Source organism: Nocardia carnea, from assembly GCF_029868855.1.
GTDB lineage: Bacteria > Actinomycetota > Actinomycetes > Mycobacteriales > Mycobacteriaceae > Nocardia > Nocardia carnea_A.
Map to the genome: position 1 here is coordinate 98,395 of NZ_JARWOV010000244.1, position 14,919 is coordinate 113,313.

The 14,919-nt window shown below is 67.6% G+C and carries 15 protein-coding genes; 5 read left to right on the forward strand and 10 right to left on the reverse strand.

Going from position 1 to position 14,919, the window contains the following annotated elements; all coding sequences use genetic code 11:
• Positions 1 to 48: 48 nt before the first annotated feature.
• The gene (locus QH195_RS24720; RefSeq protein ID WP_280437205.1) at positions 49 to 1,512 is read left to right on the forward strand and encodes an ATP-binding protein; all 1,464 of its coding nucleotides are present in this window, start codon (positions 49 to 51) and stop codon (positions 1,510 to 1,512) included.
• A gap of 12 nt (positions 1,513 to 1,524) precedes the next feature.
• Here QH195_RS24720 and QH195_RS24725 read toward each other — a convergent pair whose 3' ends face one another.
• The 8 genes from QH195_RS24725 to QH195_RS24760 form a co-directional block, all read right to left on the reverse strand.
• Positions 1,525 to 2,145 (reverse strand): alpha/beta fold hydrolase, encoded by a 621-nt coding sequence (locus QH195_RS24725; RefSeq protein ID WP_280437206.1) that lies wholly within the window; start codon positions 2,143 to 2,145, stop codon positions 1,525 to 1,527.
• Positions 2,142 to 2,843, reverse strand: a complete 702-nt coding sequence (biuH, locus tag QH195_RS24730) for a biuret amidohydrolase (RefSeq protein WP_280437207.1) — start codon at positions 2,841 to 2,843, stop codon at positions 2,142 to 2,144. The genes QH195_RS24725 and biuH overlap by 4 nt, the downstream gene beginning before the upstream one ends.
• Positions 2,840 to 4,153, reverse strand: a complete 1,314-nt coding sequence (locus QH195_RS24735; protein WP_280437208.1) for a cytosine permease — start codon at positions 4,151 to 4,153, stop codon at positions 2,840 to 2,842. The genes biuH and QH195_RS24735 overlap by 4 nt, the downstream gene beginning before the upstream one ends.
• Positions 4,150 to 5,208 carry a ring-opening amidohydrolase gene (locus tag QH195_RS24740; protein ID WP_280421057.1) on the reverse strand — a complete coding sequence of 353 codons (1,059 nt, stop codon included), beginning with the start codon at positions 5,206 to 5,208 and terminating at the stop codon, positions 4,150 to 4,152. Before QH195_RS24740 ends, QH195_RS24735 begins: the two co-directional genes overlap by 4 nt.
• A complete protein-coding gene (locus QH195_RS24745; protein ID WP_280437209.1) occupies positions 5,205 to 6,536 on the reverse strand; it encodes a nucleobase:cation symporter-2 family protein in 1,332 nt (443 codons plus the stop codon). Before QH195_RS24745 ends, QH195_RS24740 begins: the two co-directional genes overlap by 4 nt.
• A gap of 275 nt (positions 6,537 to 6,811) precedes the next feature.
• Positions 6,812 to 7,477, reverse strand: a complete 666-nt coding sequence (locus tag QH195_RS24750; RefSeq protein ID WP_280437210.1) for a GntR family transcriptional regulator — start codon at positions 7,475 to 7,477, stop codon at positions 6,812 to 6,814.
• Between the two features lie 88 nt (positions 7,478 to 7,565).
• Positions 7,566 to 8,318: a class I SAM-dependent methyltransferase gene (locus QH195_RS24755; RefSeq protein WP_280437211.1), complete on the reverse strand. Its 753-nt coding sequence runs from the start codon at positions 8,316 to 8,318 to the stop codon at positions 7,566 to 7,568.
• Positions 8,319 to 8,341: 23 nt separating this feature from the next.
• Positions 8,342 to 8,545: a hypothetical protein gene (locus tag QH195_RS24760; RefSeq protein ID WP_280437212.1), complete on the reverse strand. Its 204-nt coding sequence runs from the start codon at positions 8,543 to 8,545 to the stop codon at positions 8,342 to 8,344.
• 560 nt (positions 8,546 to 9,105) lie between these two features.
• On the opposite strand from QH195_RS24760, the gene QH195_RS24765 reads away from it, so the two are divergent.
• On the forward strand, positions 9,106 to 9,555 hold the full coding sequence (locus tag QH195_RS24765; RefSeq protein WP_348536830.1) for an SRPBCC family protein: 450 nt from the start codon (positions 9,106 to 9,108) through the stop codon (positions 9,553 to 9,555).
• A complete protein-coding gene (locus QH195_RS24770) occupies positions 9,552 to 9,890 on the forward strand; it encodes an ArsR/SmtB family transcription factor (protein WP_280421053.1) in 339 nt (112 codons plus the stop codon). The genes QH195_RS24765 and QH195_RS24770 overlap by 4 nt, the downstream gene beginning before the upstream one ends.
• A gap of 49 nt (positions 9,891 to 9,939) precedes the next feature.
• On the opposite strand, the gene QH195_RS24775 is transcribed toward QH195_RS24770, so the two are convergent.
• Together QH195_RS24775 and QH195_RS24780 are read right to left on the reverse strand one after the other, a co-directional pair.
• A complete protein-coding gene (locus QH195_RS24775; RefSeq protein WP_280437213.1) occupies positions 9,940 to 10,764 on the reverse strand; it encodes a class I SAM-dependent methyltransferase in 825 nt (274 codons plus the stop codon).
• 68 nt (positions 10,765 to 10,832) lie between these two features.
• Entirely contained in the window at positions 10,833 to 11,978 is a 1,146-nt protein-coding gene (locus QH195_RS24780) for an LLM class flavin-dependent oxidoreductase (protein ID WP_280437214.1), read from the reverse strand.
• A gap of 230 nt (positions 11,979 to 12,208) precedes the next feature.
• Between QH195_RS24780 and QH195_RS24785 the strand changes: the two genes are divergently transcribed.
• Positions 12,209 to 13,426: an acyl-CoA dehydrogenase family protein gene (locus QH195_RS24785; RefSeq protein WP_280437215.1), complete on the forward strand. Its 1,218-nt coding sequence runs from the start codon at positions 12,209 to 12,211 to the stop codon at positions 13,424 to 13,426.
• On the forward strand, positions 13,423 to 14,853 hold the full coding sequence (locus tag QH195_RS24790) for an LLM class flavin-dependent oxidoreductase (protein ID WP_280421049.1): 1,431 nt from the start codon (positions 13,423 to 13,425) through the stop codon (positions 14,851 to 14,853). Before QH195_RS24785 ends, QH195_RS24790 begins: the two co-directional genes overlap by 4 nt.
• Positions 14,854 to 14,919 lie beyond the last annotated feature (66 nt).

Sequence of the window (14,919 nt, forward strand, 5' to 3'; positions counted from 1 at the left end):
CATCGCAAAACTCAGTAGCCAGTAAACTAAGATCCAATCTTAGTAAGATTGAAACTGAGTTCATTGCAGGAGGTGGCCATGGAGTTCAAGGGGCGGGCCGATGACCTGCGTCGGCTGAATGGGCAGCTGGACGTCGTGGCGGCCGCGACCGGCGCAACCCGCGGTCGGGCGGTCATCGTCACGGGGCGGCGCCGCGTCGGAAAATCGCGCCTCGTACAGGAGTTCTGCGACCGGTCCCAGTTGCCTTATGTGCTGTTCCAAGCAACGCGTGGGCGTAACCCGCCGGCCGAGCGTACGGAATTCGTCACGGCCGTCGCTTCATCACCGCTGGCCGGGGCAGACCTGGTGGCCGGTTTCCAGGCGCCGGATTGGAACCAGGCCCTGCGCACCGCAGCGATCGCGGCAGCAGACGATGTTCCCAGCCTGATCGTGATAGACGAAGTGCCCTGGCTCATCGAGCAGGACGCCGAATTCGAAGGTGCTCTGCAGACGATCTGGGACCGCTATCTTGCTGCGAAACCCGTCATGTTGGTCCTGGTGGGCAGCGATCTGTCGGTTATGGAGGCGCTGCAAACACACGGTCGCCCCTTCTTCGGAAGATCCACGAAGATGACCGTGCAGCCACTGCACTTGGCCGATGTGCAGGAGATGACTGCGCTACCCGCCGCCGAGGCGGTGGATGCGCTTCTCATCACCGGCGGTTTTCCTGAGATCGTTCAGTCTTGGACGCCGGGCGCGGGGCGTGCGGAGTTCCTCCGAGAAGCACTGCTCAACCCATTGGATCCACTGCTGGTTGCCGGTGAACTCTCATTGCTGGGAGAATTTCCCGAATCGTCTCGGTCGCGGGCAGTGTTGGAAGCGATCGGCAGCGGTGAACGCACCTACAGCGCCATCGCAGCGCAGGCGGGCACTTCCGGGGCGCTGCCCGCGGGGACCCTGGCTCCGATCCTGAACACCCTGCTTGCGAAGCGCATCGTCACCGTGGACCTTCCGCTTTCGACCAACTCGGACACCAAGAACAAGCGGTATCGGATCGAGGATTCGTACCTGCGGTTCTGGCTCGCCTGCCTCGAACGCGTCATCCCGCTGATAGAACGTGGTCGCGGTGATCTGGCCGTAGAACGCGTCGAGCGTAAGTGGACGTCCTGGCGAGGCCGGGCGGTGGAACCGCTCATTCGGGAATCGCTGCGGCGACTACTTCCCGATGAGCAGTGGCCCGAGGTCGAGGCTGTCGGTGGTTGGTGGAATCGGCAGAACAACCCGGAGGTAGACCTGGTCGGTGCGGATCGCCAGCCGGTAGCGCGCGCTGTATCGTTCGTCGGTTCGATCAAATGGCTCGAGGAACGACCCTTCGATCGGCACGACTACGATGCGCTGGCCCGCAGCGTGATGGCCGTTCCCGGTGCGGCGCCGGAGACCGAACTGATCGCGGTTTCTCGTTCCGGGACTGCACCGGGTCTGCCTCTTGCGATGTCTTGGGGACCTGACGATCTGGTTCGGGCCTGGCAGTAGCTGGTCGCCGTGTCATCCAACGGGGATTTCCAGTCCTCGGACCAGCTGGTGTGGGGCTTGTAGATGCACCGCGTGGCTCACGCCGGGCAATACACGCCATCCGGTTCCGAGGGTCGCGGCGAGAGCGCGGACCGATCGGTGCCGCGCGGGAGCGGATCGTTCGCCGACAGTCAGCGTGATCCGGTGCGCCGGTGCGCCGACCGGCCGGGGTTCGAAGGCGCGGAACATCGCCAGTTCGCCGGCGACCGTTTCGGCGGAGGCGGTGGTGAGGTCAGGCGTCCAGGCCGGCCCGTAGAGAGCTCGCCCGAAACCGCCGACGCCGTCACGCCGGAACGCCGCCGCGACCTCGTCGAGTAACCCGGGGGCCAGTGAGCCCGCGGCCGGTTCGTGCAGCAGCGCACCGGTGAACTCGACGCCCCGGGCCGCCAACTCCAATCCCAGCGTGGCCCCGCCGCTGACCCCGATCACGAACGCCCCCTTGCACAGCGGTGTGAGGGCGGCGATCTCGATGTCCATATCCCCGGATTGTGGCCGGTCGGGGCAGTGGACCTGCACGGACGAACCGAGCGCGGCGACCGTCCCCGCCCACACTCGGCTGTCCGTGGCCACCCCGTGGATCAGCACGACCCTCATGCGGTGACGGCCTGCTTCCCGAGCGCGGCGAGCAACTGGTCGGAAGTCGCGACCGCGCCGAAGATCCCGCCCTGCATGGTGACCATGCTCAGCGCGGCCTCGTGGTGTTTCTGCTCGGTGGCGCCGGTGCAGTCGGAGAGCACCAGGCATTCGTAACCGCGGTCGTTGGCTTCCCGCATGGTGGTGTGCACGCAGACATCGGTGGTGATCCCGGTCAGGACGATGTGGGTGATACCGGCGCCGCGCAGCAGCAGGTCGAGGTCGGTGGCGTAGAAGGCGCCCTTTCCCGGCTTGTCGACGATCGGTTCGCCGGGAATCGGGGCTACCTCGGGCACGATCTCCCAACCCGGTTCGCCGCGTACCAGGATGCGCCCGCACGGGCCGGTGCTGCCGATTTCGGCGCCGACCTGCGCGGATCGCCAGCGTTTGTTCGCGGGCAGGTCCGAGAGATCGGGCCGGTGGCCTTCGCGGGTATGGATAACGGTGAGGCCGAGTTCGCGCGCGGCCGCGAGCACGCGTGCGGTGGGTTCCAGACCTGCTCGGGTGAGCGCCAGGTCGTAGCCCATCTGGTCGACGTATCCGCCGGGGCCGCAGAAATCGGTCTGCCAGTCGATCAGCAGCAGCGCGGTGCGCGCCGGGTCGATCGCGCCGTCGAACGGCCAGGTGTAGGGGGTGGCGTCCACGGTGGTGATGGTCATGCGGTGATCTCCTTCTTGCTTCGCGCGGTGCGTATCGCGCAGAGGGTGAGGACGAGGGCGGCGGCTACGAAACCGATGACCGCGTCGGACAGCCAGGGCGCGAATTCGTGGGTGAGCAGGGCGGCGACGGCGCCACCGGCCCACGCGGTAAAGGCGGGCCAGTGCCAGCGGGTTTCGCGGTTCGCGGCACCGAGGCCGAACCTGGGCAGGACCAGTTGGTCGAGGATGACGACCGCGCCGATCGGCGGCACGATCACGCCCAGCAGGTTGAGCCACTGTTCGAAATACGACCAGATCCCGGCCACCGCGAGCACCACACCGACCGCGCCGAGGACGAGGGTGAGCCGCCGCATCCTGCCGCCGGAGAGCTGACTCCAGCCCACGGCGCCGTTGTACAGGCAGTGCGCGCATACCGAGCCCAGATTGATGAACACGAACGCCACCGCCAGGGGAACCAGCAGACCGCCGTGGTCGACAAGGAGGCCGAGGAAGTTACCGCCGTCGGCGGCGGGATCGGCACTACCGCCCAGGGCCACGACGAGACCGCCGATGACCAAGGCGATGGAATTCCCCACCGGGAAAGCCGAAGCCGCGGCCAGGAACGCTTCGCGGCCGTTGCGGGACCAGCGCGTGAAATCGGCGGTCATGGTGCCGGAGTCGATGAAGGAGGCGATCACCAGTGTCACCGCGGCACCGAAACTCATCGCGGCCGCGCCCGCACCACCGTGGTAGGACGTGGGTGAACCGCCGCCGTCGGCGACCGCCAGCCCGATCGCGACCAGCCCGAGTATCACGTACACCGGTGCTGCTACCAACCCGATCGCCGACAGCGCCCGGATCCCCAGCAGCGTGACCCCGATGAACGCGATACCGGCGGCGAGCGCGGTGAACTGTTCGTGCCAGCCGAGGGTGTCGTGCAGGATCGCCCCTGCCATCCCGGTCTGGAAGGCGAACCAGCCGATGACGATGGTTGCCAGAAACGCCGACGGCAGGAAAGCGCCTGCCTTGCCGAAGCTTTCCGCGGCGGTGAGCGCGAAGTTCTTACCGCTGCGCCCGGCGATCACGCTGAGCGCGCCGACATACAGCATCATGCAGATATTGCCGACCGCGATGGCCAGCAGGCCGAGCCAGAAGCCGAGCGAATACACGATCAGCCCGCCGAAGATGGCGCAGGTCAGCACCATCGGGAACCCGAACCACACCGCGGATACCGAGCCGAGTCCGCGGCGGCGGTCGGCGGGAACGGGTCGGTCTTCGTATTCCTCTATCTCCCAGTTGGTTTCGCTTGCGGTGATGGTTGTGGTGCTCATGGCGCGTCGTTCCGATCGGGCGAGGGGAGTTCGTAGATCACGGTGATGCTGCCGCCGCCCGGCGGGCCCTGATGCTCGGCGCCGCCGGAGACATATACCGCGCCGTCGCCTTTGAGTGCGGACAGCAGCCCGCCGACCGCGCCGCGAGCGTGGCGGGTGGCATTGATATCGGAGTCGGTGAGCATGGTGTGGCGCAGGCCCCGTACAGCACCAGTGGGATCGGCCTCGGCCTTGGCGAATATCTGCCGTACCGTGCCGCCTTCGGCCGCGACCCGGTCCAGCAGTTGCTGCACCGCGGCGAGGTCGATGGCGTCGGCCATATGGCCGTGCACCGCCCGCAGCGGGTTCGCCGCGGTCGGGCTTTCGGCGACCACCAGTATGTGGCAGTCATCGAGTTCGGCTCCGGAACTGGCCGAGGCGCGGGCCGACCACACATCGGCCTCCCCCGCGAGGGCGCTCAGCGCGGTCGCCCGGTCGCATTCACCCAGGGCGACAGCGATACCCAGGGAACTCGCCGCCCGGGAGAAACCCATCGACGCGTACGTGTCGGTCGCGACGGGAACCTGCCCGGCCGCATGTACCACGGCAATGGTGTCCGAGGTGAGCAGCGGGCACTTCACCAGCACCAGATGCACATCCGCGGGAGTGACACCGAGTTCGGCCAGCAGTTTTCCGACCGTATCGGCAACGGTATCGACCTGGGCGGCCCGGCCGATTTCCGCCGGATCGAGCGGGCGGCTGCGCCGGGCCGCTGCGACCAGCCCACGATCGAAACCGGGATACCGCTTCTCGTCGCGGACGAACAGATTCACATGCGGGCTCAGCACACCCTCCGTACCACCGGAGAACACGGTGACCGCGGATTCCGGGATCCGCGGCTCCCATATCGCGGCGGCCAGGCCGCGACTGAAATCGTTGACGCAGCCGTTGCCTTCGGTCTTGCCGATCACCGATACGAGATCTTCTGCGCGGTAACCGGTTTCGGCCAGTACGTCGAAAGGCCGGGTGTCGCCGGGGTCGGCGGTGGGCACGGTGAGCAGGGCGATACCGGTCATACGGTGCTCTCTTTCGGGGTCCGGGTGGTGCGGAGATGGTTGAACAGCAGATTCAGGACGAATGCCACGATGACCGTGCTGGTGATCGCGCCCCCGGCGATGATCCGCACCGACGACGGCAGCCCCTCGTACACCTCCGGCGCGACCACCGGGATCATCCCGATCCCCATCGCCAGCGAGACCACGAGCAGGTTGTCGTTACGGGAGTAGTCCACCCGCGCGAGCGTCGCGATCCCGACGCCCGCGACCGTGGCGAACATGACCAGGCTCACCGACCCGATCACCGGCCCCGGCAGGTTGGCCACCACCTCGCCCATCTTCGGCACCAGACCCAGTGCCACCAGCAGGCCGCCGGCCACCGCGACCGCGCCCCGGCTCGCGACCCCGGTCATCCGCACCAGGCTGACGTTCTGGGCGAAGATCGTGTCCGGGAACGAGGTCAGGAACCCGGCCAGCACGGCGGAGGCGCCGTCCGCGCTCAACCCGCGGGCGAGCTGCTTCTGGTCCAGCGGTCGGCCCAGGTTGTCGGCGGTGGCCATCAGGTAGGCGGTGGATTCGGTGAAGATCACCAGCATCACCAGGCACATCGAGATGATTCCGGCGATGGGGAAGGTCGGGGTGCCGAACAGGAACGGGTTCGGCAGGCCGAACCAGTCGGCGCTGCCCACGGCACCGAAATCGGTGAGCGAGAGCGCGGCGGCGGCCAGCGTGCCCAGCACCAGCGCGATCAGGACCGCCGACTGCGCGATGAGCCCGCGACCGTACTTCATCAGCGCGATGATGGTCAGCACCACACCGGCCGCCAGCGCCAGTGGTGCGCCCCCGGCCGGTTCGTCGCCGAAGGTCATGGATACGGCCTTGCCGATCAGCGACAACCCGATCATGGTGACCGCCGCCCCGCGCACCATCGGCGGGAAGAACCGCACCAGCTTGGAGAACGGCACTGCGACCAGCATCCCGAAGATCCCGGCCGCGATCATCGCGCCGTATACGGCGGACAGGCCGTATTCCTCACCGATCAGGATCATCGGCGTCACCGCGGTGAACGAGGCACCCGCCACCACCGGCATCCGCGCGCCGAGCAGTTTCCCGATCCCGAGAGCCTGCACGAGTGTGATGACGCCGGCGACCAGGAGGTCGGCGTTCACCAGGGTCGCGATGGTGGAGGTGTCCAGGCCGAGTGCGGCGCCGAAGACGAGCGGCACCGCGACGCAGCCGGTGTACATGACGAGCACATGCTGGACACCGAAAAGCGCTGTGCGCCAGACGGGAAGCGGGGGAGCTGGGGGAAGCGGCGGCGACTGGGTCGGGGCGGCGTCGGTTGACATAGGACCTGGCCTCGGGCAGAAGAAACAAGCAACACCTGAAGTTGTATACAAACAACGTTTCGTGGATGTTGCTCAACGTTCCATCGCGGTGAACTATCCAGCTTGGAGATTGTTGCGCCGAATATTTGTATACAAGAAGCCGGGTTCGGGCGGCTTCGGACCGTCCGAGCCGCCCATCGGCGGACGATTGCCGGAGGCTGCGGCAGGTCCGTTCGTGCCGTGGATCCACAACACGAACCCCGTGTCACGGATCTATGACACCGTTCGGTCCTGAGTCATTTCGGTGTGCTGTCCGCGTCCAGATCCATGAGCAGGTCTTCGTCCCGGGCGATGTGCTCGTCCATCAGGTAACCGGCCTGAACCGGGGAGCCGTTGAGAATGGCGTGCGCGATCGCGGCGTGGTCGCTCCACGACACGCTCGTCCGGGTGTCCTGGCGCTGCCCGAAGATCCATGCCACCCGGCCGAGGATCTGCTCCAGCATCGCCCGGAGCTGCTGATTGCCCGAAGCCTCCGCGACCAGGGAATGGAACCGCAATGTCAGCTCCGGTAACTCGCCGTGAGCGTGCTCGCGATCCGCCGATCGGCCCAACTCCACCACCCGCGCCAGCTCTGCGGCCACCGCTCCGCCCCGGTTCCGGGCGGCCAGCTGTGCGGCCAGCGTCTCGAGTCCGCGCCGGATTTGCACCAACTCGCGTGCCGCCGCACCTGTCGGCGCGGAGACGGTCGCGCCGCGGTACCGCACCAGCGTCACGAACCCTTCGCTCTGTAGCTGCGACAGCGCCTCGCGAACCGGGATCCGGGAAACGCCGAACCGTTCGGCCAGGTCCACCTCGCGCAGCCGGTCGCCCGGCGACAGGCGGCCGGCCAGTATGTCCTCCCGAAGCGCGTCGGCGACCGCGGCGCGGGGTGCGGTACGTCCGGTGTCCTGCGAGGTGGTCACGGAGCGAGCGTAACGGTCGGCCCTCGGCGTCGACGCCGGTGTTGCGGTGGCGTGGATATCGAGCAGCTGCCATCCGGTCCGACCGGGCCTACCGGCGAAGCGCACAGATTATCGCCAGGGCGTCGTTTCGGGCGGTTACCCCAGCGGTCCCGAGGTGTGCTCCGAGCTGTGAACGCAACAGTGTGCGTGACTCCGGCTCGAGGCCGAGATGATTCGAATAGGTGAACACCATGCCGAGCCAGTCGTCGGTCGTATAGTGCAGCTCTTCGACTTCCTCTCGCTCCTCCGTGGTGTATCCGCATTCGTCGAGGAGCGTGTGCAACTCGGTAGTGCGGGTGGCGTCGATGGGCGGCCCATGTGGCATATCGAAGCCGGCGTAGATGTCGTCGAGGCTCTGCCGGGGCGGCGCGGTCGGGGTGATTCGGTTCGACAGCAACGCCAACCGGGCGTCCGGGCTCAGCAATGCCGCAACCTTCCGCAACGATTCCCGTGGACGCATCCAATGAAAGGACTGGGCGAACACGACCAGGTCGAATCTGCGTCCACGAGGATCCCAGTCCTCGAACTGCGCCTGTTCGACCGAGATTCCTTTTCCGGCAGCGATCTCCACCATCCGTTGATCCGGTTCCACTGCGAGCACTTCCGCACCGGCAGCTGTCAACTGTGCCGACGCGATGCCGGTTCCCGCGCCGACATCCAGCACTCGTAGTCCCTCTCGCACGACAAGTCCGGTGATCAGACCACGCGGATATCGCGGACGGAAGCGGTCGTAGTTCTCCGCGACCGAGCCGAACGACTCGGCCCGCCGGCGGTCCAGATATGGATGCTGCGTATCGGGCATACCTCCAGGATGCCGCGCTGGATTCAACCGTGCCGGGAGCCGGCTTGCAGGCGGGTGGCGGGCGCGAGCCGGGCGACCACGTCGCGGTCGAGTCGGGTTTCGAACGCCGTCTCAACCACCCCCTCCACCGCAGCCACCCCCTCCACCGCCACCGCCACCGCCACCGCCGCCGCAGCCGCCCGCGCCGCCTCCACCGCAGCTACCACCGCCTTCTCCGGCGCCGCCACCGCCCTCTCCTCCGAAGCCGCCCGCGCCGCAGCCTCCTCCTGCCGCGCCGCCTCCCGTCCGTCCCCCGGCGGACCAGTCGCCCCGATTCGAACCTCGACCGCGGGACTCGCGCTGCTTCCGGCGATCCCACCAGTCCGCGGCGAAGCCCACTGCGAAGCCGAGGACTATTACGGCGCCCACGATCCAGTCGAATCCCTCCATACTCAACGGTAACGTCCGAAATCGACTTCGGGGTAAAGGTTTTCACCCACTACGCGTACCTGGAAGTGACGACCTCCGTTGTCGTCGTCACTCCGGCGGCCCGGATCTCCTCGGTGTTGCATCGGCCCCGGTGGGTGGTCGGTGCGAGGGTGATCCCGATCGGGAACGGACTGATCGCCGGTGCAGTCCCGCTTCACGGCCCGAAGAGCTGGGCAAGATCGAATCGCGGCCGGAACCCTTGTCGACCACGTTCGGACGCGGCCCGGTCCGGCCGAGTCGACGCGCAACAAAGTGTTGCGTATTGTGCCGGATGTGCCTAGGGTCGTACGCAATCAAAGGTTGCGTATTGGAGGTCGTGATGGAATTCGGGAAACTGGAACGGGAGATCCGGATCGATGCGGTGCCGGAGATCGTCTTCGAAGTGGTGAGCCGGCCCGAGCACATGAAGATGTGGTGGCCCGACGAGGCGACATTCGAGCCGGTGCCCGGCTCGGTCGGTGAACTGATCTGGGGCGACCATGCCGGGACCGAAACGATCAAAGTGGTCGAGGTGGACCCGCCCCGCAGGTTCGTGTTCCGGTGGATCGCCCCCGCGGGCGAGCTGCCCGACGAGGGCAACTCCCTGCTGGTCACCTTCGAGCTCGAACCCTCCGGTGACGGCACGCTTCTCCGTCTGACCGAGAGCGGTTGGCGAGAGAAGGGGTGGGAAGCCGCGGTGCTCGAACAGGCGTTCCACGATCACGAGCGCGGCTGGGACGAGTACCTGCCCAAGCTGGGCGGCTACGCGCCCTCCGTGGTGCTGCGATGACCGTCGCGGTCGACGACGAACTCTGGTCGGCGATCGGCGACCCGAACCGGCGCCGACTGCTCGATCTGCTGCTTGCGGAGGGACCCGGTACGCCGACAGGTCTCAGCGAACATCTCCCGATCTCACGCCAGGCGGTGACCAAACACCTGGCGGTCCTCGACCGGGCGGGCCTCGTGCACGCGACACCGATGGGGCGCGAACGCCGCTACGAAGTCGATGAAGCGCAGCTCGCCCGTGCGGTCCGGCAACTGCGGGAAGTCGGCAGGACCTGGGATTCGCGCCTGAACCGCATCAAGCGCATCGCGGAGGAGATCCAGCGTCAGCGTCGTGACTGAGCGAGAGGTCGCCGGCCGAGCTGTCCGGCGACCTTCTCGGCACATCCGACTACTGCGTCGCCTCGATGGTTTCGAAGAGATTCAATTTGTACGTGGTGACCGGTGGCGGGAAGACCGCCCGCATCATCTTCATGCCCAGCCGGTAACGCAGTGGCCAGCTGCCCGCGACGGCCGGTTGCGGGGAGGCGAAGGTGCGGGATTCGAGTAGGCGCACGCCGTACGGCTCCAGAGTGCCGGGGTCGTCGCAGACCCATTCCATCCGCGCGGACACCTGTTCGAAGACCGGGTTGCGATCCTGGGTGCCCATCATCGCCTTGCCGCCGGTATCCAGGACCAGCCGGCTGCCCGGGAACCCCCGGGCGATCTGCCGCAACGTGGTGTGCACCGTTTCGGCCGGGAAGTACAGCAGCACCGCCTCGCTCAGCAGGAACACCGGGCCGCCCGGTGCACGAACCTGCTCGAACCAGCCGTCGTCGAGGATCGAGCCCTCGATCATCGTGTACCGGTCGCTGTCGGTGAAGAATTTGCGGCGCAGGGCCATGGTGTCGGGCAGGTCGAGATCGAACCAGCGCAGCCGGCCGTTGTCGAGTCGGTCGAAACGGGTGGACAGACCGCAGCCGAGGTCCACCACGGTGGCTTCGGGGTGTTCGGCCAGGTAGCTGCGCAGGTAGCCATCGAAGATCGACGCCCGCAGTACCGACCCCGCCAGGGAAGGACCCCGGAACTTCGCGAAGTCGTAGTCGATCGCGGCGACCAGTTCGATGGCTCTGGTGTCGCGGAGAATACTGTCGTGCCGCCCGGCGTCCTGCGCGCGGCCGTACAGGGGAATCAACAGGGTCTCTTGGACCGCACCGAGCGATATCGCCTCACCCACCCGCTCAACGTAAACCGTTTCCGGCGAAAACGGTGAGCTACGTCCGGCGGGTCGGGAGGCGGTCGGTGTCAGCTGGTGGAGGCGGTGGCGAAGGGCGTACCGACGGGTGCGGTGGCGCGATCCACCGACCGGCGCCACAGGCCGCGCTTCTCCAGAATCGGCAGCACCCCTTCGCCGAACCAGTACGCCTCCTCGACGTGGGGGTACCCGGACAGGATGAAATGCGTGATCCCCAGCCGGGAGTATTCGATGAGCCGTTCGGCCACTTCCTCGTGCGAGCCGACGAGCGCGGTGCCCGCACCACCGCGGACCAGGCCGACGCCCGCCCACAGATTCGGTGCGATCTCCAGCCGGTCGGTGTTGCCGCCGTGTAGTTCGAGCATGCGGCGCTGGCCCTCGGATTCGCTGCGCGCGAGGTTGTTCTGTACCCGCTCGATATCGGCGGGGTCGATTCCCTGGAGTAGGCGGTCCGCTTCGGCCCAGGCCTCTTCGGAGGTGTCGCGGGTGATCACATGCAGGCGGATACCGTAGTCGAGATTCCGGCCGCGCTCGGCGGCCAGGCCGCGGATCCAGTCCAGTTTCTGGCTGACCGCGATGAGTGGTTCGCCCCAGGTCAGGTAGGTGTCGGCATACTGGGCGGCGACCGGGCCCGCCGGGCCCGAGGAACCGCCGAAGAACACCGGCGGCACCGGATCGGGGTGGTTGTTCAGCAGCGCGTTCTGCACCCGCAGGTGTTTACCTTCGAAAGTGAAGGGTTCGCGCGACTCCCACAGTTCACGCACGATGTGCAGGAATTCCCCGGTGCGTTCGTAACGCTGTTCCTTGTCGAGGAAATCGCCGAAGGCGCGCTGCTCGTGTGGTTCTCCGCCGGTCACCACGTTGAGCAGTAACCGGCCGCGGGAATGCCGCTGGAAGGTGCCGGCCATCTGGGCGGCGAGGGTAGGGCTCACCAGCCCTGGCCGGAACGCGACCAGGAACTTCAGGGTTTCGGTGGTTTCCACGAGCATGGCGGTGGCCAGCCATGCGTCCTCGCACCAGGCGCCGGTGGGGGTGAGGACCGCCTCGAACCCGTTCTCCTCGGCCGCGCCCGCGATCTGGTTCAGGTAGCGGAGCGAGGCGGGCCGGTCGCCGGACATGGCTGTGCCGTGGCCTCCGGCCATCAGCCCGCGCGAATCGCCGTAGGTGGGCAGAAACCAGTGGAACGACAGGCTCATTCGGCGGTCCTCCGAGGGTCGGGCGGTCGGATACACGGTCGATCTGTCCACGGCCGGCGGCCGGCGGGCTCCGGCCGCGGCACCGCGACGAAGATCGGGCCGATCGTCGATCCTGGCCCGCCGGCGACGGGCTGTCACCGGTTCGGATCGGGGGGATTTTTAACCGGCGGGTTTCGATCCCGGTGCGCGAAACCGGTGAGCCGTACCGGGCTGTCGATGATCGTGAGCCCATGACCTCCACCGCAGCGAAACCCGCTTCCGATGCCGATCTGGACGCCGTGTTCGCGCCGATCTACGCCGATATCGCGGCGGGCGCGGTCGAACGCGAAACCGATCGCCGGCTCGCCCACGACGAAGTGCGCCGGTTGCGCGCGGCGCGGTTCGGTGCCCTGCGGGTGCCGGTCGAATACGGCGGGTTCGGCGCGAGTGTCCGGCAGCTGTTCCGGCAGCTGATCGAACTCGCCGCCGCCGACTCCAACCTTCCGCAGGCGTTGCGGGTGCATTTCGCGTTCGTCGAGGATCAGCGGCTGGCCGAGCCCGGACCCGGGCGCGAGCATTGGTTGCGGGCGGCGGCGCAGGGGACACTGGTGGGGAACGCGATCACCGAACCCGGCGCCGGCGCGGTGGATCGGTACCGGACCAGGCTGACTCCGTCGGATTCGGGCTGGCTACTGAACGGCACCAAGTACTACAGCACCGGCTCGCTGTATGCCGACCATATTCTCGTGGCCGCCGACCGTGACGGGGAGCGGGTCGCGGTGCTCGTCGACGCCGCCGCCGAGGGCGTGCGTCAGCACGACGACTGGGACGGATTCGGCCAGCGGCTCACGGCCAGCGGCACCACCGAGTTCACCGATGTCGCGGTACCGGCCGACCGGGTACTGGGTCCCGGCTACGGTGCCGACGGCCCCACCTATTCGACGGCCTACCTGCAGCTCGTACAGCTCGCGGTGCTGGCCGGTATCGCGCAGCGCGCCGAACAGGACACCCGCGGATGGGTCGCCGGACGCCGCCGCGGTTATACCCATTCCGCCGCGGACCTGCCCCGGCACGATCCCCTGGTGCAGCAGGTGATCGGCCGGTTGTCGGCCGCCGCGTTCAGCGCCCGCGCCAGTGTGCTGGCGGTCGCCGATGTCCTCGACGCGGTACTCGCCGCGGGGGCGCGTGCGGAGAGCGAGCTGGTCGAGGTCGAACTGGCCGCGGCGCAGGCGCAGCTCGGGGTCATCGACACCGTGCTGGCGGCCACCACACAACTGTTCGAGGTGGGTGGCGCTTCCATCGTCTCGGAGGGGTTGCGCCTGGACCGGCACTGGCGCAACGCCCGCACCGTATCGGTGCACAACCCGGCCATCCAGAAAGCCCGCGCCATCGGCGACCACCTGCTCAACGGCACCCGGCTCCCGTTCGCGTGGAGCGCGGGCGAACGCACGGAAGGAACGCCACGATGACCCGCCGTATCCGCTTCAATGCCTTCGATATGAACTGCGTCGCCCACCAGTCGCCCGGACTGTGGCGGCACCCGGACGATCAATCGCACCGATACAAGGAGCTGAGTTACTGGACCGGACTGGCGGCCCTGCTGGAGCGCGGGCGGTTCGACGGCTTGTTCATCGCCGATGTGCTCGGCACCTACGACGTGTACGGCGGTGACGACCGGGCGGCACTGCGGCAGGGTGCGCAGATTCCGGTGGCGGACCCGTTGCTGCTGGTATCCGCCATGGCCGCGGTGACCGAGCATCTCGGATTCGGGGTCACCACCGGGACCGGGTTCGAGCACCCGTATCCGTTCGCGCGGCGGCTGTCCACACTCGACCACCTGACCGGCGGGCGGGTCGGTTGGAACGTGGTCACCGGCTATCTGCCCTCGGCCGCACGTAATTTCGGTGCCGACGACCAGCTCGACCACGACGACCGGTACGACCACGCCGACGAGTACCTGGAGGTCCTCTACAAGCTGTGGGAGGGATCCTGGGCCGATGACGCGGTGGTCCGCGACCCGGTCCGCAATATCTACGTGGACCCGGCGAAGGTGCACCACATCGGACATACGGGCACGCACTTCACCGTGCCCGGCGTGCATCTGTCGGAGCCGTCGCCGCAGCGGACACCGGTGATCTATCAGGCGGGCGCGTCGCCGCGCGGGGTGCGTTTCGCGGCCGAGAACGCGGAGGCGATCTTCGTCGCGGCACCGTCGAAACGGGTGCTGGCGCAGACGGTGACGAATATCCGCGACGCCCTCGAGGCGGCCGGCCGGGCCCGGGACGCGGCGCGGATCTACGCCCTCGCCACCATCGTCACCGACGCCACCGACGACGCGGCCCGGGCCAAACACGAGGAGTACCTGTCCTACGCCAGCGTGGAGGGCGGGCTGGTGTTCATGTCGGGCTGGATGGGAATCGACCTGTCCCGCTACGACCTCGACGATCCGATCGGAGAGGTGCAGAGCAACGCCATCCGTTCGGCGGTGGCGGCGTTCCAGGAATTCGACGACGACGGCCGCGAATGGACGGTCCGTGATATCGGCCGCTGGGCGGGTATCGGTGGGATCGGCCCGGTGTTCGTGGGGTCGGGCGAGACGGTGGCGGACCGGTTGCAGGAATGGGCGGAGGAGACCGATGTGGACGGCTTCAATCTCGCCTACGCGATCACGCCGGGAACATTCGAAGATATTGTGCAGTACGTGGTTCCCGTGCTGACCGAACGCGGTGCCTACCCGGCCGAATATGTTCCGGGAACCCTGCGCCACGCGTTGTTCGGTCGCGGCGATCGGTTACCGGACGAGCACCGCGGTGCCCGCTACCGGCTCGGTGGCCCAGGGTCCACGGTGCTGCCCGACGCGATATCACGGCGGGTGCCGGAGGAGTCGACCATCTGACCGGCTCGTACCGCCGCCCGCGGCCTGGCCGGGGGTACTCGCGAGGCGCCGAGTGCCGGAAGTGTT